Below are 18,434 nucleotides of genomic sequence, written 5' to 3'. Positions count from 1 at the left end.
GGCCACCGCCGGGGCGTGAGGAATCCGTGCCACGGCCGCAACACCTCGGACCCGGCCGTGTAACGGTCGGGACCCATGCTCGGTGTATGACCCCGACCGACACCCACTGCCCGTACTGCGCGTTGCAGTGCGGCATGCGACTGCGGCCGCGACCCACCGGTCCCGGCGGTACGCCGCCCGCCGCCCCGCCGGTCGACGTCGAGGAACGCCCCGGATTCCCCGTCAACCAGGGCGCGTTGTGCGGCAAGGGCCGTACCGCGCCCGCCCTCCTCGCCCGTGCCCTCCGCCTGGCCGCGCCCCTGGTCCGCGACGCTCAGGACGGGACCTTGCGCGAGGCGTCCTGGGACGAGGCCCTGGACCGGACGGCCGACGGTCTCCGACGGGCCGCCGAACGCCACGGGAACGCGGCCGTCGGCGTGTTCGGCGGGGGCGGGCTGACCAACGAAAAGGCCTACGCGCTCGGCAAGTTCGCCCGCGTGGTCCTGCGCACCCCGAACATCGACTACAACGGCCGCTTCTGCATGTCCTCGGCCGCCACCGCCCACCGCGCGGCCTTCGGCGTCGACCGCGGCCTGCCCTTTCCGCTGGAGGACATCGCCACGACCGGCTGCGTCGTCCTCGTCGGGGCCAACCCCGCCGAGACCATGCCGCCCGCGCTGCGCTACTTCACCCGCATGCGCGAGGCCGGCGGCCGGCTGATCGTCGTCGACCCCCGCCGGACGCGCACCGCCGAACAGGCGGACCTCCACCTGCGCCCGGTGCCCGGCACCGATCTGGCGCTCGCCCTGGGGATGTTGCACCTGGTGATCGCCGACGGCCATCTGGACAAGGACTTCATCGCCACCCGCACCACCGGCTTCGAAGGGGCCCGGGCCACCGCCATGGCCCACTGGCCCGAGCGGGTGGAGCAGATCACCGGGGTGCCGGTGTCGCGACTGCGCGAGGCGGTACGCATGTTCGCCGGAGCCGGCACCGGCATGGTCCTCACCGCGCGCGGCAGCGAACAGCACAGCAAGGGCACCGACACCGTCCGCGCCTGGATCAACCTGTGCCTGGCCACCGGCAAGGCCGGGCGGCCCGGCAGCGGCTACGGATGCCTGACCGGCCAGGGCAACGGCCAGGGCGGCCGCGAGCACGGGCAGAAGGCCGACCAGCTCCCCGGCTACCGCTCCCTGACCGACCCCGCCGACCGCGCCCACGTCGCCGCCGTCTGGGGCGTGGACCCCGACTCCCTTCCCGGACCGGGCCCTTCCGCCTACGAGCTCCTCGACCGCGCCGGAACCCCCGACGGCACACGCGCCCTGCTGGTCATGGGCTCCAACCCCGTCGTCTCCGCGCCCCGCGCCGCCCATGTCACCGAGCGGCTGCGGGCGCTGGACTTCCTCGCCGTCAGCGACGTCGTGCTCTCCGAGACCGCCGAACTGGCCGACGTGGTCCTGCCCGCCGCCCAGTGGGCCGAGGAGACCGGCACCACCACCAACCTCGAAGGCCGGGTCATCCTCCGCCAGGCGGCCGTTCCCCCGCCCCCCGGGGTCCGCACGGACCTCACCCTCCTCAAGGAGCTCGCCGCGCGCCTGGGCACCACCCACGGCTTCCCCGACGACCCGCAGGAGATCTTCGACGAGCTGCGCCGGGCCTCGGCGGGCGGCGCCGCCGACTACGCGGGCATCGACTACGCCCGCATCCGCGCCGAGAACGGCGTCTTCTGGCCCTGCCCCGACCCCGCGCACCCGGGGACGCCACGCCTGTTCCTCGACCGCTTCGCCACCCCCGACGGCCGTGCCCGGTTCGCCGGGGCCGGTCACCGCCCGCAGGCCGAGGAGCCCGACCCCGCCTATCCCCTCCACCTCACCACCGGCCGGGTCACCGCCCAGTACCAGAGCGGCGCCCAGACCCGCCGGATCGCCGAGCTCAACGCGGCCGCCCCCGGCCCGTTCGTCGAGCTCCACCCCCACCTCGCCGAGTGCCTCGGCGTCGGCGAGGGCGACGTCCTGGCCGTCACCAGCCGGCGCGGCCGCGCCCTCGCCCCCGCCAGGATCACCGCGGCCATCCGCCCCGACACCGTCTTCATGCCCTTCCACTGGGACGGACCCGGCCGCGCCAACACCCTCACCAACCCCGCCCTGGACCCCCAGTCGCGCATGCCCGAGTTCAAGGTGTGCGCGGTCCGGGTGGAGAAGGCGGCCGAAGCCGAGGCCGACGCGTGAACACGAGCGCCGGCACGGACACCCGCCGCGTCGCCGTCGTCGGCGCGGGCATGGCCGCCGCCCGCTTCGCCCAGCAACTCCTCGCCCGCACACCCCCCGGCGCGGTCCAGATGACGCTGTACGGGGCGGAGCCGGACGCGCCCTACAACCGCGCCCTCCTCGCCGACGTCCTCACCGGCCGCCACGACCCCGACGGCATCGGCCTGCCGCTGGGGGAGGGGGCCACCCTGCGCACCGGCACCCGCGTCACGGCCGTCGCCCCCGCCGCCCGCTCCCTCACCCTGGCCGACGGCACCACCGAGTCCTACGACACCCTCGTCCTCGCCACCGGAGCCGCCCCCGTCCTGCCGCCCCTGCGGGGGCTGCGCGACGACGACCGGGAACCCGGCGGCGTTCACCTCCTGCGCACGCTCGCCGACTGCCGGGCCCTGGCCGACGCCGCCCGCCGCGCCACCCACGCCGTCGTGATCGGCGGCGGAGTGCTCGGCGTCAGCGCCGCCCGCGCCCTGGCCGCCCTCGGCGCGTCCACCACGATCGTCCACCGGGGCGCGTGGCTGATGGAACGCCACCTCGACGACCGGTCCGCGCGCTTGGCGCGCGGGCAGCTCGCCGCCCTCGGCATCACCACCCACCTCGCCGCCCAACCCGTCACCCTCCACGGCACCGACCACGTCCAGGCCCTCGAACTCGCCGACGGCACCAAGCTGGAGACCGACCTCGTCCTGCTAGCCTGCGGCGTCCGGCCCCGCACCGCGCTGGCCCGGGCGGCGGGGCTGCGCGTACGCCACGGCGTCGTCGTCGACGACCGGCTGGCCGCCTCCGCCCCCGGCGTCCACGCCATCGGCGACTGCGCCGAGCACCGGGGCGCCGTCCACGGACTGACCGGACCCGCCTGGGCCCAGGCCGACGCGCTCGCCGCCCACCTCTCGGGCACGGACCCCGGCGCCCGCCACACCGGCACCCGCCCCCTGACCCGGCTGTCCGCGGGCCCCCTCCAGCTCGCCGCGTTCGGCGACATGACCGCCGAACACGCCCCCGGCCACGACACGCTGCGCTACTCCGACACCCTGCGCGGCACCTCCACCACGCTCGTCCTGCGCGGCGACCGGCTCGTCGCCGGCGTCCTCCTGGGCGACCTCGCCGCCACGGGCGACATCGCCCTCGCCTGGCAACGGGACGAACCGCTGCCCGCAGACCCCTCCTACCTGCTCATCCCCTAAGGAGCCCGCGCGTGACGCCCCCGCTCTCCACCCCGGCCCCGCACCGGCTGGTCCTCGTCGGCCACGGCATGGTCGGCCAGCGCTTCCTCGAAGCCCTCCACGAGCGGACCGGCACGGCCGGGCGCTTCACGGTGACCGTCCTCGCGGACGAGCCCCGGCCCGCCTACGACCGCGTCCACCTCACCTCGGCCTTCAGCGGCACCACCGCCGAGGAACTGTCCCTGTGCCCGCCGGACTTCCTCACCACCCACGGCATCGACCTGCGCCTGGGCGACCCGGCCGTCGCCGTCGACCGCCCGGCCCGCACCGTCACCACCGCCTCCGGCTCCAGCGTGCCCTACGACACCCTCGTCCTCGCCACCGGCTCCTACCCCTTCGTGCCGCCCGTCCCCGGCCACGACGCCGACGGCTGCCACGTCTACCGCACCCTCGAGGACGTCGCCGCCATCCGCGCCGACGCCGCCCGGGCCCGCACCGGCGCCGTCATCGGCGGCGGGCTCCTCGGCCTGGAGGCCGCCGGAGCCCTGCGCGCCCTCGGGCTTGAGACCCACGTCGTCGAATTCGCCCCCCGGCTGATGGCCCTTCAGATAGACGACGCCGGCGGCGCGCTCCTCCGCCGCAAGATCGAGGACCTCGGCGTCACCGTCCACACGGGCGCCGGCGCCCGGGCCGTCGAGACCGGCCCCGACGGACGTGTCAGCGCCCTGACGCTCTCCGACGGCACCGGCTTCCCCACCGACCTCGTCGTCTTCTCGGCGGGCGTCCGGCCCCAGGACCGGCTCGCCCGGGACTGCGGCCTGCCCGTCGGCGAACGCGGCGGCATCGTCGTCGACGCCCGCTGCCGCACCGCCGACCCGCACGTCTTCGCGATCGGCGAATGCGCCCTGGCCGTCGACGGCCGTGTCTACGGGCTCGTCGCCCCCGGCTACGCCATGGCCGAGACCGCCGCCCGCGCCCTCACCGGCGACGCCTCGGGGGAGTTCACCGGCGCGGACACCTCCACCCGGCTCAAGCTCCTCGGCGTGGGCGTGGCCAGTTTCGGCGACGCCCACGGCACCACCGAGGGCGCCCTGGATGTCACCTACGCCAACAGCCGGGCCGGCGTCTACAAGAAGCTGACCCTCGGCCCCGACGGCTCGCTGCTCGGCGGCATCCTCATCGGGGACACCGACGACTACGCCACGCTGCGCCCCCTCGCGGGCAACGGCGCCCCCCTGCCCGTACCGGCCGAACAACTGCTCCTGCCCCGGCCCGCCGGATCATCGGGCGGCGGTGTCGGCGCCGCGGCCCTGCCCGACGAGGCCGTCGTCTGCTCCTGCCACAACGTCACCAAGGGCACCATTCGCGCCGCCGTCGGCGAGCACCAGTGCACCACCGTGCCCGCCGTCAAGAAGTGCACCAAGGCCGGCACCGGCTGCGGAAGCTGCGAGAAGCTCCTCACCTCGATCGTCACCGGCGAACTCGCCGCGGCGGGCGCCCCGGCCGGCCGCGGCCTGTGCGAGCACTTCACCCACACCCGCGCCGAGCTCTACGAGATCATCCGCGTCAAGGGCATCACCTCCTTCGCCCGGCTCCTGGCCGAACACGGCACCGGCCGGGGCTGCGCCGTCTGCAAGCCGGCCGTCGCCTCCATCCTCGCCGGGCTCGGCGAGACCTCCTACATCCTCGACGGCGAACAGGCAGCCCTCCAGGACACCAACGACCACTTCCTCGCCAACCTCCAGCGCAACGGCTCCTACTCCGTCGTCCCCCGCGTCCCCGGCGGCGAGATCACCCCCGACGGCCTGATCACCATCGGCGCCATCGCCCGGGACTTCGGCCTCTACACCAAGATCACCGGTGGTCAGCGCATCGACATGTTCGGCGCCACCGTCGACCAGCTCCCCGAGATCTGGCGCCGCCTCGTCGACGCGGGCTTCGAGTCCGGGCACGCCTACGGCAAGTCCCTGCGAACCGTGAAGTCCTGCGTCGGGCGCACCTGGTGCCGCTTCGGCGTCCAGGACTCCGTGGCCCTCGCCATCGAACTGGAGCTCCGCTACCGGGGCCTGCGCTCCCCCCACAAGATCAAGGCCGCCGTCTCCGGCTGCGCCCGCGAGTGCGCCGAGGCGCGGAGCAAGGACTTCGGCGTCATCGCCACCGCCCAGGGCTGGAACCTCTACGTCGGCGGCAACGGCGGCGCCACGCCCCGCCACGCGGACCTCCTCCTCCAGGACACCGACCGCGACACGCTCATCCGGACCATCGACCGCTTCCTGATGTTCTACATCCGCACCGCCGACCGCCTGGAGCGCACCGCCCCCTGGGTCGAACGCCTCGAAGGCGGCCTCGACCACCTGCGCGCCGTCGTCGTCGACGACGCGCTCGGCATCGCCGGGGAACTGGACGAGCTGATGGCCCGCCACATCGAGGGCTACGAGGACGAGTGGGCCGCCACCCTCGCCGACCCCGACCGGCTGCGGCGCTTCGTCTCCTTCGTCAACGCCCCGGGAACCCCCGACCCCTCCGTCCGCTTCGTCCCCGAGCGCGACCAGATCCGCCCGGCCCTCCCGGAAGAGGTAGGCACCCGATGAACGACCACTCCACCACCACCCTCACCCACCCCGACGCACGGGTGGAGATCGGCGGCACCGGCGAGGGCACGGCCTGGACCGCCGTCTGCCGCTACGGCGACCTCACCCCGGGGCGCGGCGTCACCGCCCTCGTCTCCGGGGAGCAGATCGCGGTCTTCCGCGACGAGGACGGAACGCTCTACGCGCTGGACAACCGCGACCCCGTCAGCGGCGCGTACGTCATCTCACGCGGCCTCACCGGCAGCCTGGGCGGCGTGCCGGTGGTGACCTCGCCCATGTACAAGGAGACGTACGACCTGCGGACGGGCGAACGCGTCGACGAGGACGGCGGCGCGGAGTCCCTGCGGACGTGGCCGGTCCGCGCGGTCCCCCCGGAGAGCCCGGCCGCACACGGTCGCGCCCGGACCCGCACCCTCACCGACTGGCGGCCGGAAGAGCCCGGGTTCTGGGAGCGCACCGGCTCGCGCGTCGCCCGGCGCAATCTCCTGGTGTCCGTGTTCACCGAGCACATCGGCTTCTCGGTGTGGAGCATGTGGTCGGTGCTGGTGCTCTTCCTCGGCCCCGAGTACGGCATCGACCCGGCGGGCAAGTTCACGCTCACCGCCGTGCCGACCGTCGTCGGCGGCCTCCTGCGCCTGCCGTACACCTACGCGGTGGCCCGCTTCGGGGGCCGCGCCTGGACGGTCCTCAGCTCGCTCCTCCTGCTGGTGCCCACCCTCCTCATGGCCGCCGTGCTCAGGCCGGGCGTGTCCTTCACGACCCTGCTGCTCGTCGCCTCCGTGGCCGGCGTGGGCGGCGGCAACTTCGCCTCCTCCATGGCCAACATCAACGCCTTCTACCCCGCACGCCTCAAGGGCCGGGCCCTGGGCGTCAACGCCGGCGTCGGCAACATCGGGGTCCCCGCCGTACAGCTCGCCGGCCTCCTCGTCCTCGCCACCGCCGGCGCCGGACACCCCGCCCTGCTCCCGCTCGCCTACGTCCCCCTGGTCGTCCTCGCCACCCTCGCGGCCCTGCGCTGGACGGACGACCTCCCGGCGGTGCGCGCCACCCGGCCCGCGCTCCGCGAGATCGTCGGCGACGGCCACACCTGGGGGATCTCGCTGCTCTACATCGGGACGTTCGGGTCGTTCATCGGCTTCTCGTTCGCCTTCGGGCTGGTGCTCCAGACGCAGTTCCACGACCAGTTCGACACGCCCGTGAAGGTCGCGGGCCTCACCTTCGCCGGGCCCCTGCTGGGCTCACTGGCCCGCCCGTACGGGGGCGCCCTGGCCGACCGCCTCGGCGGCGCCCGCGTCACCCTCGCCGTCTTCGCGGCCATGGCGGCGAGCAGCGCGCTCGTCCTCGCCGCCGCGCGGGCCCACTGGGTCGCGGTCTTCTTCGCCGGCTTCATCGCCCTGTTCGTGCTCAGCGGCCTCGGCAACGGCTCGACCTACCGCATGATCCCGGCCGTCCACGGCACCCGGGCCGACCGCGCGACGACACTCATCGGCTTCGCCGGCGCCGTGGGGGCGCTGGGGGGAGTGCTGGTGAACGTCGCGTTCCGGCAGTCGTTCCTGAGCACGGGCAACGGTGACTGGGCGTATGCGGGGTTCCTGGTCTTCTACGGGGTGTGCGCGGGGGTGACGTACGGGGTGTACGGGCGGCGCCGCTTGGGGTGAGGGGCCCCGGCCGCCACGGGGCTACGCCCCGTGGCACGCCTCGATCAGTGCCCGCAGCACCGCCCGCGGCGGATCCGGCCGCACGGCCAGGAACGTCCGCATCACCGGCGAGGGGTCGCGCAGCGGCCGGAACACCACCCCGGGCATGGGCAGTTGCTCCGCGTGCGGCGCGTAGAAGACCGTCCACGACGGCGTGCCGAAGCCGATCGTCGCCAGCGTGTCCTGCGCGGTGGTGAACTCCGGCCCCATGACCGGCTCGAAGCCGGCCTCCCGGCAGGAGGCGGTCACCAGGTCGTACAGGGCGGGGTTGCGCGACGGCGGGGACAGCCGCAGCGGCAGCCCGGCGAGGTCGGCGGTGTCGACCACCGCGCGGACGGCCAGGTCGTGACGGGCGGGCAGGGCGACCATGAGCGCGTCCTCCCACACGGGCAGGAACTCCAGCCCCGTACCGGCCCGCTCGCCCCGCAGCAGCGTCGCGTCGAGCTCGCCGGAGCGCACCGAGCGGAGCCGGGCGTCGGTGGCGGCCGTCACCAGTTCCAGGCGGGCGCCGGGGGCCAGCCGGGCGAACCCGGCGAGGATGGCGTCCAGGCGGGTGCCCAGCCCGGCGCTGGTGCCGAGCCGCAGGGTGGCCGCCTGTTCGGTGCGCAGCTCGTCGACCGCCGCCCGTCCCCGGACCTCCGCGGCCAGGACCTCCCTGGCGTGCGGCAGCAGCCGCCGGCCCGCCTCGGTCAGGCTCACCGTCCGCGTCGTGCGGTCGAAGAGCTCCGCGCCCAGCTCGCGCTCGAGCCGGCGAACCTGCTGACTGACCGCCGACTGCACGATGTGCAGTCGCTCGGCGGCCCGCCCGAAATGCAATTCCTCCGCCACCGTCAGGAAGTAGCGCAACTGCCGGATCTCCACACCCACCCCATTGATCGGGTTTCGCGATGAGTGTAAGCGCGCTCCGGTGGTTGGCCGGCAGCCGGGTCCGCGATGGGATGAGGGCCACCACACCCCTCTGACCAGGAAAGACACCCCACCATGCCCAAGACGACCGTAGGCATCAGCGGTGGCGACGCCACCGTCGAGTACGACATCACCGGCACCGGACCGGGGGTGGTCCTGGTGCACGGCACCGCCGCCACCCGTGAGCAGTGGCAGCCCCTGACGGAGGCGGTCGCGGACCGGTTCACCGTCGTCGCCCCCGACCTGTCGGGCTCGGGCGGCACCACCGACCACGGCGGCCCCCTCACCCTGGCCGACCTGGCCGACGAGGTCCTCGCCGCGGCCGACGCCGCCGGCCTGGACACCTTCCACCTGGCCGGCCACTCGCTCGGCTCGGCCGTGGCCACCCACCTCGCCGCCACCCGACCCGAGCGCGTCCGCTCGCTCGCCCTCCACGCGGGATGGGCGCACACCGACGCCCGTATGGACGCCGAGTTCCGCTACTGGCTGGAGCTGATGCGCGCCGACGCCGCGCACGGCACCACCCTGTTCCCGCGCCTGCTGCCCCTCATGGCCTTCGGACCGCGCTACTGGCAGCACACCGACGCGGCGGCCAACGAGGAGCTGATCCGCACCCTGATACCGATGATCACGCCCGGCGCGCTCCGGCAGACCGAGGTCGACCGGCAGGTGGACCTGCGCCCGCTCCTGGGCCGGATCACCGCCCCGACCCTCGTCCTCGCCAGCGCCCACGACCGTGTCATCGACACCGCGCAGCAGCAGGCGCTCCTCGCCGGCATCCCCGGCGCCCGCTACGCCGAGATCGACGCGGGCCACGGCGCGCCCGGGGAGGACCCGGCCGGATTCGCCGCGAAGCTGGCCGCCTTCCTGGACGAACAGCGGTGACGCGGCCCGCCCGCACGCACCATAATGCGGCGGGCGGGCACACATGCGGCGACGCGGTGCGGCGGATCCGGGAGGTGGGTGTCATGGCGGTGTTCGTCCTGGTGGCGGGCGGCTGGCTGGGCGGCTGGGCCTGGCGGGACGTCGCGACGGAACTGGAGCGCGCGGGGCACCGGGCGGTACCGGTCACCCTGACCGGCCTCGGGGACCGCGCCCACCTCGCCACGGCCGGCACCGGGGTGAGCACCCACGTCCAGGACGTCCTCAACGTCCTCGCGTACGAGGAGCTCTCCGGCGTCGTCCTGGTCGGCCACAGCTACGGCATCTTCCCCGTCCTGGGCGCCGCCGACCGGTGCCCGGAACGCGTCGGCCGCGTCGTCTTCCTCGACGCCGCCGCGCCCCAGGACGGGCAGAGCGTCGTGAACACCTTCATGGACCCCGAACGGCGGGCGGCGTTCGAGAAGCGCGTCGCGACCGAGGGCGAGGGACTGCGCTTCCCCCTGCCGGGACGGGACGAACTCCCGGGGTGGGGCAGCCTCGACGGCCTGGACGACGCGGCCCTCGCCCGCATGCGCCGCCTCGCCGTCGGCCACCCCTACGGCGCGTTCACCGAACCCCTCCGCCTGACCGGAGCGGGCGACGGGCTGCCCGCCTCCGCCGTGTTCTGCACGGCCAACGGCAACAACCTCGCCATGATCGAGGCCCTCCACCGGGCCGGCGACCCACGCCTGGTGGCCGCGGCCGCCAAGGACACCACCTTCTTCGAACTGCCCACCGGCCACTACCCGATGCTCTCCGTGCCCACGGCCACCGCCCACGTGCTGATCGACGCGGCGGAGGGCCGGGGCCGACGCCTCGAACCGGGGCCCTGAATCCCCGGCCCCGCGCGTGACCGCCGGACCCCGCCGTCGTTACCCACGGCGGGTACACGTATCACCGCCGGGCCGCCGGGACATCGTCCTGGCGGCCCGGCGTTCGTGTGCCGCCACCCCGGCCGCGTGATCCGGTCTGTCACATCCGTACGGTCTCCTTCGTCAAAGGGATGACGAAAGCCGACGGAAGAAAGCGACCGATGAACAACGAGGAATTCCTGGCCGAGCGCTTCGAGGCCCACCGCGCCCACCTGCGCGCGGTCGCCTACCGGATGCTCGGCTCGCTCAGCGAGGCCGACGACGCGGTGCAGGAGGCGTGGCTGCGGCTGGCCCGCACCGACACCGAGGGCGTCGCGAACCTGGGCGGGTGGCTGACGACCGTCGTCGGCCGGGTGTGCCTGGACATGCTGCGCTCGCGGACCACGCGCGGCGAACAGTCCCTGGACGTCCACGTCCACGTGCCCGACCCGGTCGTCAGCGGCGTCGACGGGATAGACCCCGAGCAGGAGGCGCTGCTGTCCGACTCCGTCGGCCTCGCGATGCTCGTCGTGCTGGAGTCGCTCGCTCCCGCCGAGCGCCTCGCGTTCGTCCTCCACGACATGTTCGCCGTGCCCTTCGACGAGATCGCCCCCATGGTCGGCCGCACCCCGGCGGCCGCCCGGCAGCTCGCCAGCCGGGCCCGCCGCCGGGTGCGGGGCACCGCGCCCGTGCCCGACGCCGACCTCGGCCGGCAGCGGGAGGTCGTCGACGCGTTCCTCGCCGCCGCGCGAGGCGGCGACTTCGACGCCCTGGTGACCCTGCTCGACCCGGACGTCGTCCTGCGCGCGGACACCGGCACGGGCCTCGCGGGCGCGTCGCGGGAGCTGCGCGGCCCCGCCGCGGTGGCCGGGCAGGCACTGCTCTTCCAGCGCGCCGCCGGCTCGTCGCGGCCCGCGCTCGTCAACGGCGCCGCGGGCATCGTGTCGATCGTCGGCGGGGTGCCCACGGCCGTCCTGGGCTTCACGATCACGGACGGGCGGATCGTCGAGATCGACATCCTCGCCGACCCCGAGCGCCTGAGCGGCCTCGACCTGACGTCGCTCGACGGCTGAGCCGGCACGCCCGACGAGGCGACGCGGCCGATCGGCCGCTCCTGACCGCCCCCGGCCAGCCGGCTACCGCCGGGGGCGGCACCCCGGTGGTAGGGATGGGAGCGATGAGTGACGCACGGCTGGTCCTGGAGGTCCACGACGTCCACAAGGCGTACGGCAGACACCGTGTGCTGCGCGGCGTCGACATGGAGCTGCGGGCGGGCCGCCTGGCCGGGGTCGTCGGCGAGAACGGCTCCGGCAAGTCGACCCTGCTGCGCATCCTCGCCGGGCGGCTCCGGCCCGACCGGGGCGTGGTCAAAGGCCCCGGCCGCATCGGCTACTGCCCCCAGGAGACCGTGCTCAACCCGGCCTTCACCGTCGAACAACACCTCGAACTCTTCCGGGTCGCCTACGGTCTGCCCGGCCTCGACCGCGCCCATGAACTCCTGGAGACCCTCCACTTCGCCGACTACCGGCGGCACCGGATCGGCGCGCTCAGCGGCGGCACCCAGCAGAAGCTCAATCTCGTCCTCGCCCTGATGCACGACCCGCCCCTGCTGCTCCTGGACGAGCCCTACCAGGGCTTCGACTGGGAGGCCTACCAGCGGTTCTGGGAACTGGCCGGACAACTCAGGGAAGCGGGGCGGTCCTGCCTGGTCGTCACCCACATCGCCTACGACACCAGCCGGTTCGACGACCTGTGGCGGCTCGACGCCGGACGGCTCGTCGACGACGCGCGCCGGGACGGGTGAGGCGGCCGTGCGCCCCACCCCCACCTCCGCCTGGACGTACTTCTCCACCGCCGCCCGCTACGCGCTGCTCGAACACTCCCGGAACCGGCTGGCGCTCGTCCTCGTCCTCTTCTACCTCCCGCTGTGGATCTCCCTCGGCCATGTGGTGATCACCTCCGCCGAGGTCCGGTTCCTGCTGCGCGCGACCGACGAGACCATCACCGCGCCCGGCAACAACCTCAGCAACATCTCCGGGGCCCTCAACGCCGTCACCCTCATCGTCGGCTTCATGATGTTCTCCGTCACCTTCACGGCGGGCCGGTTCGACCACCGGCTCGCCATGGCCGGCTACCCCCGCCCCCAACTGATCGCCGGCAAGCTCGTGGCGCTGCTCCTCGCGGCCGTCCTGACCAGCGCCTACGCCACCGCGGTGGTCTGCCTGTACTGGCACCCCCGGCAGCCCTGGCTGCTCGGCCTCGCCCTCGTGACCGGCGCGCTGACCTACGGCGGCTTCGGGGTGATGCTCGGCGCGACGCTGCGCGGCGAACTGGCCGGAATGCTGCTCATCATCATGACCAGCATCATCGACACCGGTCTGCAGAGCCCCATCGCCAATCCCGTCGCCGACAACGACTTCATCCGCTACCTGCCCTCCTACGGGGCCATGCAGGCCGCGGTCACGGCGGGCTTCCGGGACTCCTTCCCGTTCCCCTACCTGTTGCTGGGCCCGCTGTGGTTCCTCGGCGCCGTCGTCGTCGCCGGGATCGCCTTCCACCGGCACACCCGCGACCGCAGGCCGGCCTTCTTCGGCTGACGGCTCAAGCCCGCCGGAGGTAGGCGAGCGTCGCGGGCGCGTACCCGAACTCCACGGGCACGGCCACGCCCAGGGCACGGGCGACCGGGACCATCACCGCCAGGTGGTGGACGGCGTGGTGGGCGACGAACAGCAGCTCCCGCCCCACGGTGGAGCGCGTGCGGACGACCGTGCCCGCCGCGTCCACCACGCTGAGCACGTCCACGGGCCGGTCGAGATCCGCCGGGGTCACCGCGGCCACCCGGGCGGAGACGTCGGCCAGCCGGGCGAGCGCGGCACTCCGGTCGGTCTCCAGCACACCGCCGCGCTTCCGCCGGTCGTAGTCGACCGTGCCGCCGCCCGCGCCGGCCAGGATCGCCGTGTAGTGGTCCACGCAGTGCCGTACGTGCCCGGCGACGCAGCTGCCGGCCTCATGGGGCCGGCACACGTACTGCGCGTCGCTGAGCATGCCGAGCAACTCCCGCGTGTGCCCGAGCTGGGCGGTGGCGTATCCGACGACTCCGGCAGCCCGTTCCTCGTCCTCTTCCCATGGCGTCATCACCCCACTGTGCGGACGCCGCTCGGCACGCCACCGGGCCCCGGGAGCGGATTCACACGATCGGGGAGGGGAAGATCTCCCCGGTGGCCGGCCTGCACGTAGGATCGAACGTTATGTCGGATGTGTGTGGTGTGATCGAAGGGGTGGTCGGAGAATGAGGCTTCGTCAGGGGCGGGTCGCGGCGCTGGTGGTCGCCGTGTGCACGGTGGGGGCCACCCTCGCCGGTTGCGGAGGCAAGTCCGGTGACGCGAGCGCGTCGTCCGGCTCCCCGTCGCGCCCGGCCGGTACGTCGGCACCGGCGTCCAAGGGGCCCGCGCCGTCGGGTGACGGGAAGAGCCGCGCGGGCGACCCGCTGCCGGGGCTCCCGACGACGGGTGAGGCCCGCAGGCAACTGGCCGCGCTGAAGGCGGAGAAGCCGCACTCGATGTCCGGCTACAGCCGCGCCAAGTTCCCCCACTGGGCCCAGCAGGGCAACAAGTGCGACACCCGGGAGACGGTCCTGGAGCGGGACGGCCAGGGCGTGAAGCGGGACGGCGAGTGCCGGGCCGTCGCGGGGACCTGGCACAGCCTCTACGACGACAAGACCGCCGACAAGGCCGGTCAGGTGGACATCGACCACATCGTGCCGCTGGCCAACGCCTGGCGTTCGGGCGCCGACAAGTGGGACGACGAGCGGCGCAAGGCGTTCGCCAACGACCTGACGCACCCGCAACTGCTCACGGTCTCCGCCGCCTCGAACCGTTCCAAGGGCGACCAGTCCCCGGACCAGTGGCAGCCGCCGGCGAAGAGCGCCTGGTGCTTCTACGGCCGGGGATGGACCTCGGTGAAGTCCACCTATGGCCTGAGCGTGACCGAGGAGGAGCGAGGCATGCTCACCAAGATGCTGGATACGTGTACGTCATGAACACAGGAGCGAGCCAGGAGCGCTACGAGGACAAGGTGACCGCCGGACCGGGTGGTGCGATGACCGACGACGTCGGGGTCGTCACCGGCGACCTCACCGTGGTCACGGCACGACGCCCCGACGGGCTGGCGGACGTCCGCGTGCAGTACACCGGCGCCGAGGAGTGGTACACGCTCACCGGCGGCCCCCGGGCCGTGCCGCCCGGGGGACTGCGGGCCTTCCACGAGGCCGTGCTGGCCGCGATCCGCGCCGGGGGCGCGGCCGAGGTGCCGCGCTGACGCGCCGCGAGGTCAGCGGCGCCGCGCGCCGGCCGAACGGGGCCGCAGCAGAGCCGCCGCCAGCACGGCCGGGGCCGTGATCAGCAGGGTGAGCGTGACCAGCGGGATGCCGTGCACCCGCTTCTTGTTCAGGGCCTTGACGACGCCGTGGTGGGCGGATCCCTGCGGATAGCCCGGTCGCGGCCGAGGGCGAGGCGGTGGTGCCGGGGCGCGAGGGGCGGGCGCGGGCGGCGGCGGTGCGGGCGCCGCCCGCGGTGGGGTGTCGCCGACGGGCACGACGCCCGGCGCCCGCGCCCCGGGAGCGGCTGCCCCCGGCGGCGCGGGCGGCCCGGGCCGGCCGGGCTGACCCGGCTGCCCGGGAGGTACGGGCACGGGGGCGCCCGGCGCCGGCGGCGCACCCGGAACGGCCGGTGCGCCGGGGGCCGGAGGAGCGGGGGGCGCCGGAGGGGCGGGAGCGGGGGGCGCCGGAGCCGGAGGAGCGGGCGGTGCCGGTGGCGCGGGGGCGGGTGGGGCGCCCGGTGGTGCGGGTGGCGCCGGTGCCGGTGGTGCGCCCGGGGCGGGCGGTGCGGGCGCCGGAGGCGCGCCAGGCCCGGGTGCCGGAGGCGCGGGTGCGGGGGGTGGCGGGGGCGCGCCCGGGGTAGCCGGTGCCGGAGGAGCGGGCGCGGGCGGCGCGGGAGCCGGTGGGGCTGGAGCCGGCGGCGCGCCCGGTGCCGCCGGGGCGGGTGGTGCGGGCGCCGGAGGAGCGCCAGGCCCCGGTGCCGGTGGCGCGGGTGCGGGAGGTGCCGGTGCGGGCGGCGCGGGAGCCGGTGGCGCCGGTGCCGGAGGGGCGGGGGCCGGCGGGGCTGGAGCGGGCGGTCCCGGCTTGCGGCAGCGCAGCCACACCTCCGCGTCCGCGTTCGCGGGAGGTACCTGCGCGTTGACGTTCAGACACCCCGTACCGCTGTCGATGACCTCGGCGTTCACCGCGCCGCCCAGGAGGGACGCGGTCACGTGGGTCGGCGGGTGGGGGAGCAGTGCCAAGGGGTTCGGCAGGTGGTGGAGGACCGCCGTCACCGATGTGTCGCCGAGCGCGGCGTGCGCGCCGCCGTCGTCCGCGGCCGCCTCGCCCGCCGGAGCGAACACGGCGAGCGCCGCCAACACCCCGGCGTGTGTTGCTCTTCGCCATCCCGTCACGGGGACAGCCTGCACAACCGAGCGTGTGTACAGCCGTGTTCGCGAGCGGATTCCTCCGATGGGCGGAAAAATCGCCGAGCGCACCCGTAAGGGGTTTATTACGCCGACAAGACGACGGTGAGCAAGTCGGGTGTGCGAGAGATGAGTTGTCTGTGTCGGCGTTGTAAAACGTGACAGCGGTTATCAGGAGTCGTTGTCCAACTTGCCTGTGTTCCTTGCTGTTTGTAGTTCCGCAAGGATGTTGCGTATGCCACACATCTTCGATCGGTGTTGATCTGAGCGCGTCAACGCTGCCAGGGTTTTGGATCACCCGGAGCGAATCCGTGTTCGCCTCGGGTGTGTCGTGTGACCGAACACGCGACGCCCCCCCACAACTCCACGAGGAGGAACCCTCGTTATGGCAGCCCACAAGCGCACCGGCAAACGGCGTCTGGTCCTGGCGATATCCACCGCCGCGGCCGTGACCGCCGGAGCCACCCTGCTGGCCCTGCCCGCAGGAGCCAGTGCGCCCGCGGAAGGCACCGTCTTCGGAACGGCGTCCAAGGACGCCGTCGACGGCAGCTACATCGTTCTGCTGAAGGACGGCGTGAAGGACGGCGCGAAGGGCGTGGCGAAGAGCGCCGACGCCCACGCCGTCTCGACCGAAGGCAAGGGCCTGGCCGAGCGGTACGGCGGCAAGCTGGAGCGTACGTACACCTCCGCCGTCCACGGCTTCTCCGCCAGCGGCCTCGACCTGAAGGAGGCGAAGCGGCTCGCCGCCGACCCCGCCGTCGCCAAGGTCGTCCAGAACCACCGCTTCACGGTCAAGGGCGCTCAGGAGGCCCCACCCTCCTGGGGCCTGGACCGGATCGACCAGACCGAGACCAAGGGCGACGGCAAGTACACCTACCCCGACAGCGCCGGTGAGGGCGTCACCGCGTACGTCATCGACACCGGTGTGCGCATCAGCCACAAGGACTTCGGCGGTCGCGCCTCGTACGGCTTCAACGCCGTCGACAACAACGACAAGGCCGACGACGGCAACGGCCACGGCACCCACGTGGCGGGCACCATCGCCGGCGCCGCGCACGGCGTCGCCAAGAAGGCCAAGGTCGTGGCGGTGCGGGTGCTGAACGCCGAGGGGCAGGGCACCACCGAGCAGGTCGTGGCCGGCATCGACTGGGTCACCAAGAACCACAAGGGTCCCTCCGTCGCCAATATGAGCCTCGGCGGCGGCGCGGACGAGGCGCTCGACGCCGCCGTCCAGAAGGCCGTCGCGTCGGGCGTCACCTTCGCCGTCGCGGCGGGCAACGAGTCCACCGACGCGGGCCAGGGCTCCCCGGCCCGGGTGAAGGAGGCCATCACCGTCGCCTCCAGCACGAAGGACGACAAGCAGTCGGACTTCTCGAACTTCGGCGCTGTCGTCGACCTCTACGCCCCCGGCTCGGACATCACCTCCGACTGGAACGACAGCGACTCCGGCACCAAGACCATCTCCGGTACGTCCATGGCCACCCCGCACGTCACGGGTGCCGCCGCGGTGTACCTCGCGGGCCACAAGGACGCCACCCCGGAGCAGGTGGCGACCGCCCTGACCCAGGGCGCCACCCCCGACAAGATCGCCAACCCCGGTGCGGGAACCCCCAACAAGCTTCTGAAGGTCGTTCAGTAGCACCCTACGGTTCCTCCCCCGCTGCCCCCGGCCGGTCGCCCGGCCGGGGGCGGTCGCGTGTGGTCACCCGGGCGTGATTTCCCTTTCGGATTGCGACACAAGGGTGAGTAATTCGCTTTGTATTTGATTGCACACCCTTTCAGGCTGCACAGTTCCGTTAAGCGGAAACATCATGTTCCGCCGGTAACCCAGTCACGACAGTCAGGGGAGTGATCGTGAAGGGCATGAGGATTCAGCAGATTCGGCGGTACGCGCCCCATCGTCATCCGCTCGCCGATCAGGTGCACGACGCGCTCACCGTCGTGATCGTGGTCGTCGTCGTCACCGTCTGTTCCCGGGGAATGAGTCCGGAGGCGCTGGGACTCGTCGGGGTGGTGGCGACCGTCATCGGCTCACGGTCCCGGGCGGGCGCCGGACAACGGGGATAGCCGCCCCTTGGCGAGACCTGGACGGATTCCCGGCGCGCCCTTGCCCCGCGCTTTGTTCCCACCCCGAGCGCACGACCCGATGATGGCCGAATATGTGCGTCACCAAGGCCAAAGGGGTGCGGATGAACGCTGACAAGGGCATAGACGTCGTCGACTTCGCGTGCGCGCACTGCGGACTGAGCTGGACCCACGAGTACGAGGTGGTCCGCTGTGCGACGTCGAGCGGTTTCGAGCGGGAGTGCTTCAGCATCCACGACCTCCCGGTGATGCCCCCGTACAGCTGGGAGGGAGCGCCCGAGTGCGCCCGGTGCGGCCACTGGGTGGTGGGAAAACTGGCCATGCGGCGCTCATGACCCACCGCGCCGCGCCGCGTTGAAGCCGTGCCGCGTCGAAATCGCCCCGGAGAGTGGTTTGCCCGCCGGAGGAGCACCGACGGCAGGAGTCCGCCAGGACACTGCCGTGGTCCGGACAGGCGGATCATCTCAACAGACGG

18 protein-coding genes are annotated in these 18,434 nt (G+C 73.7%); 15 read left to right on the top strand and 3 right to left on the bottom strand.

Translation table 11 applies throughout. The features are described from left to right. Positions 1-86 precede the first annotated feature (86 nt). Genes IE096_RS07690 through nirD form a run of 4 tightly spaced genes read left to right on the top strand, consistent with a single transcriptional unit; the run spans position 87 to position 7,655 of the window. The gene (locus IE096_RS07690; RefSeq protein WP_189449986.1) at positions 87-2,207 is read left to right on the top strand and encodes a molybdopterin oxidoreductase family protein; all 2,121 of its coding nucleotides are present in this window, start codon (positions 87-89) and stop codon (positions 2,205-2,207) included. Continuing rightward, complete coding sequence (locus IE096_RS07685; RefSeq protein ID WP_308430323.1) at positions 2,204-3,427, top strand: NAD(P)/FAD-dependent oxidoreductase; 1,224 nt, start codon at positions 2,204-2,206, stop codon at positions 3,425-3,427. The genes IE096_RS07690 and IE096_RS07685 overlap by 4 nt, the downstream gene beginning before the upstream one ends. Before the next feature lie 11 nt (positions 3,428-3,438). Next, complete coding sequence (gene nirB, locus IE096_RS07680) at positions 3,439-5,997, top strand: nitrite reductase large subunit NirB (protein WP_189449984.1); 2,559 nt, start codon at positions 3,439-3,441, stop codon at positions 5,995-5,997. Beyond that, on the top strand, positions 5,994-7,655 hold the full coding sequence (gene nirD, locus IE096_RS07675) for a nitrite reductase small subunit NirD (protein WP_373298047.1): 1,662 nt from the start codon (positions 5,994-5,996) through the stop codon (positions 7,653-7,655). Before nirB ends, nirD begins: the two co-directional genes overlap by 4 nt. A 21-nt stretch (positions 7,656-7,676) precedes the next feature. Here nirD and IE096_RS07670 read toward each other — a convergent pair whose 3' ends face one another. Then, on the bottom strand, positions 7,677-8,555 hold the full coding sequence (locus IE096_RS07670) for a LysR family transcriptional regulator (protein WP_189450886.1): 879 nt from the start codon (positions 8,553-8,555) through the stop codon (positions 7,677-7,679). Positions 8,556-8,675: 120 nt separating this feature from the next. On the opposite strand from IE096_RS07670, the gene IE096_RS07665 reads away from it, so the two are divergent. The 5 genes from IE096_RS07665 (at position 8,676) to IE096_RS07645 (ending at position 12,969) form a co-directional block, all read left to right on the top strand. Further along, positions 8,676-9,485 (top strand): alpha/beta fold hydrolase, encoded by an 810-nt coding sequence (locus IE096_RS07665; protein WP_189449982.1) that lies wholly within the window; start codon positions 8,676-8,678, stop codon positions 9,483-9,485. A gap of 83 nt (positions 9,486-9,568) precedes the next feature. Then, positions 9,569-10,354 (top strand): alpha/beta fold hydrolase, encoded by a 786-nt coding sequence (locus IE096_RS07660; RefSeq protein ID WP_189449981.1) that lies wholly within the window; start codon positions 9,569-9,571, stop codon positions 10,352-10,354. 200 nt (positions 10,355-10,554) lie between these two features. Continuing rightward, complete coding sequence (locus IE096_RS07655) at positions 10,555-11,445, top strand: sigma-70 family RNA polymerase sigma factor (RefSeq protein WP_189449979.1); 891 nt, start codon at positions 10,555-10,557, stop codon at positions 11,443-11,445. Between the two features lie 125 nt (positions 11,446-11,570). Then, positions 11,571-12,176, top strand: a complete 606-nt coding sequence (locus IE096_RS07650; RefSeq protein WP_229820093.1) for an ABC transporter ATP-binding protein — start codon at positions 11,571-11,573, stop codon at positions 12,174-12,176. 7 nt (positions 12,177-12,183) lie between these two features. Further along, a complete protein-coding gene (locus IE096_RS07645) occupies positions 12,184-12,969 on the top strand; it encodes an ABC transporter permease (protein WP_189449976.1) in 786 nt (261 codons plus the stop codon). A 4-nt stretch (positions 12,970-12,973) separates the two neighbouring features. Here the strand turns inward: IE096_RS07645 and IE096_RS07640 are convergent, their stop codons facing one another. Next, the gene (locus IE096_RS07640; protein ID WP_189449974.1) at positions 12,974-13,507 is read right to left on the bottom strand and encodes a DinB family protein; all 534 of its coding nucleotides are present in this window, start codon (positions 13,505-13,507) and stop codon (positions 12,974-12,976) included. A gap of 154 nt (positions 13,508-13,661) precedes the next feature. On the opposite strand from IE096_RS07640, the gene IE096_RS07635 reads away from it, so the two are divergent. Together IE096_RS07635 and IE096_RS07630 are read left to right on the top strand one after the other, a co-directional pair. Further along, entirely contained in the window at positions 13,662-14,411 is a 750-nt protein-coding gene (locus tag IE096_RS07635; protein ID WP_189449972.1) for an HNH endonuclease family protein, read from the top strand. Then, positions 14,408-14,689 (top strand): hypothetical protein, encoded by a 282-nt coding sequence (locus IE096_RS07630; protein WP_189449970.1) that lies wholly within the window; start codon positions 14,408-14,410, stop codon positions 14,687-14,689. The genes IE096_RS07635 and IE096_RS07630 overlap by 4 nt, the downstream gene beginning before the upstream one ends. Positions 14,690-14,701: 12 nt before the next feature. Here the strand turns inward: IE096_RS07630 and IE096_RS07625 are convergent, their stop codons facing one another. Next, entirely contained in the window at positions 14,702-15,061 is a 360-nt protein-coding gene (locus IE096_RS07625; RefSeq protein ID WP_189449969.1) for a hypothetical protein, read from the bottom strand. Positions 15,062-15,174: 113 nt separating this feature from the next. On the opposite strand from IE096_RS07625, the gene IE096_RS07620 reads away from it, so the two are divergent. From IE096_RS07620 to IE096_RS07605, 4 genes are all read left to right on the top strand, one after another. Next, the gene (locus IE096_RS07620) at positions 15,175-15,330 is read left to right on the top strand and encodes a hypothetical protein (RefSeq protein ID WP_189449966.1); all 156 of its coding nucleotides are present in this window, start codon (positions 15,175-15,177) and stop codon (positions 15,328-15,330) included. 929 nt (positions 15,331-16,259) lie between these two features. Then, positions 16,260-17,513 (top strand): S8 family peptidase, encoded by a 1,254-nt coding sequence (locus IE096_RS07615; protein WP_189449965.1) that lies wholly within the window; start codon positions 16,260-16,262, stop codon positions 17,511-17,513. A 209-nt stretch (positions 17,514-17,722) separates the two neighbouring features. Then, the gene (locus IE096_RS07610; protein WP_189449963.1) at positions 17,723-17,941 is read left to right on the top strand and encodes a hypothetical protein; all 219 of its coding nucleotides are present in this window, start codon (positions 17,723-17,725) and stop codon (positions 17,939-17,941) included. 122 nt (positions 17,942-18,063) lie between these two features. Continuing rightward, entirely contained in the window at positions 18,064-18,294 is a 231-nt protein-coding gene (locus tag IE096_RS07605; protein WP_126912667.1) for a hypothetical protein, read from the top strand. Positions 18,295-18,434: the final 140 nt, after the last annotated feature.

Origin of the sequence: Streptomyces abikoensis, from assembly GCF_014648775.1 — a bacterium.
In the GTDB taxonomy this organism is placed as follows: Bacteria; Actinomycetota; Actinomycetes; order Streptomycetales; family Streptomycetaceae; genus Streptomyces; species Streptomyces abikoensis.
Note: the sequence above shows the minus strand (reverse complement) of the source record. Positions and strands in the feature narration are given on the sequence as shown.

Coding starts and splice junctions, on each gene's coding strand:
- IE096_RS07690 (WP_189449986.1), top strand. CDS start 87: ATGACCCCGACCGACACCCACTGCCCGTACTGCGCGTTGCAGTGCGGC.
- nirD (WP_373298047.1), top strand. CDS start 5,994: ATGAACGACCACTCCACCACCACCCTCACCCACCCCGACGCACGGGTG.
- IE096_RS07665 (WP_189449982.1), top strand. CDS start 8,676: ATGCCCAAGACGACCGTAGGCATCAGCGGTGGCGACGCCACCGTCGAG.
- IE096_RS07660 (WP_189449981.1), top strand. CDS start 9,569: ATGGCGGTGTTCGTCCTGGTGGCGGGCGGCTGGCTGGGCGGCTGGGCC.
- IE096_RS07655 (WP_189449979.1), top strand. CDS start 10,555: ATGAACAACGAGGAATTCCTGGCCGAGCGCTTCGAGGCCCACCGCGCC.
- IE096_RS07640 (WP_189449974.1), bottom strand. CDS start 13,507: ATGACGCCATGGGAAGAGGACGAGGAACGGGCTGCCGGAGTCGTCGGA.
- IE096_RS07635 (WP_189449972.1), top strand. CDS start 13,662: ATGAGGCTTCGTCAGGGGCGGGTCGCGGCGCTGGTGGTCGCCGTGTGC.
- IE096_RS07630 (WP_189449970.1), top strand. CDS start 14,408: ATGAACACAGGAGCGAGCCAGGAGCGCTACGAGGACAAGGTGACCGCC.
- IE096_RS07615 (WP_189449965.1), top strand. CDS start 16,260: ATGGCAGCCCACAAGCGCACCGGCAAACGGCGTCTGGTCCTGGCGATA.
- IE096_RS07605 (WP_126912667.1), top strand. CDS start 18,064: ATGAACGCTGACAAGGGCATAGACGTCGTCGACTTCGCGTGCGCGCAC.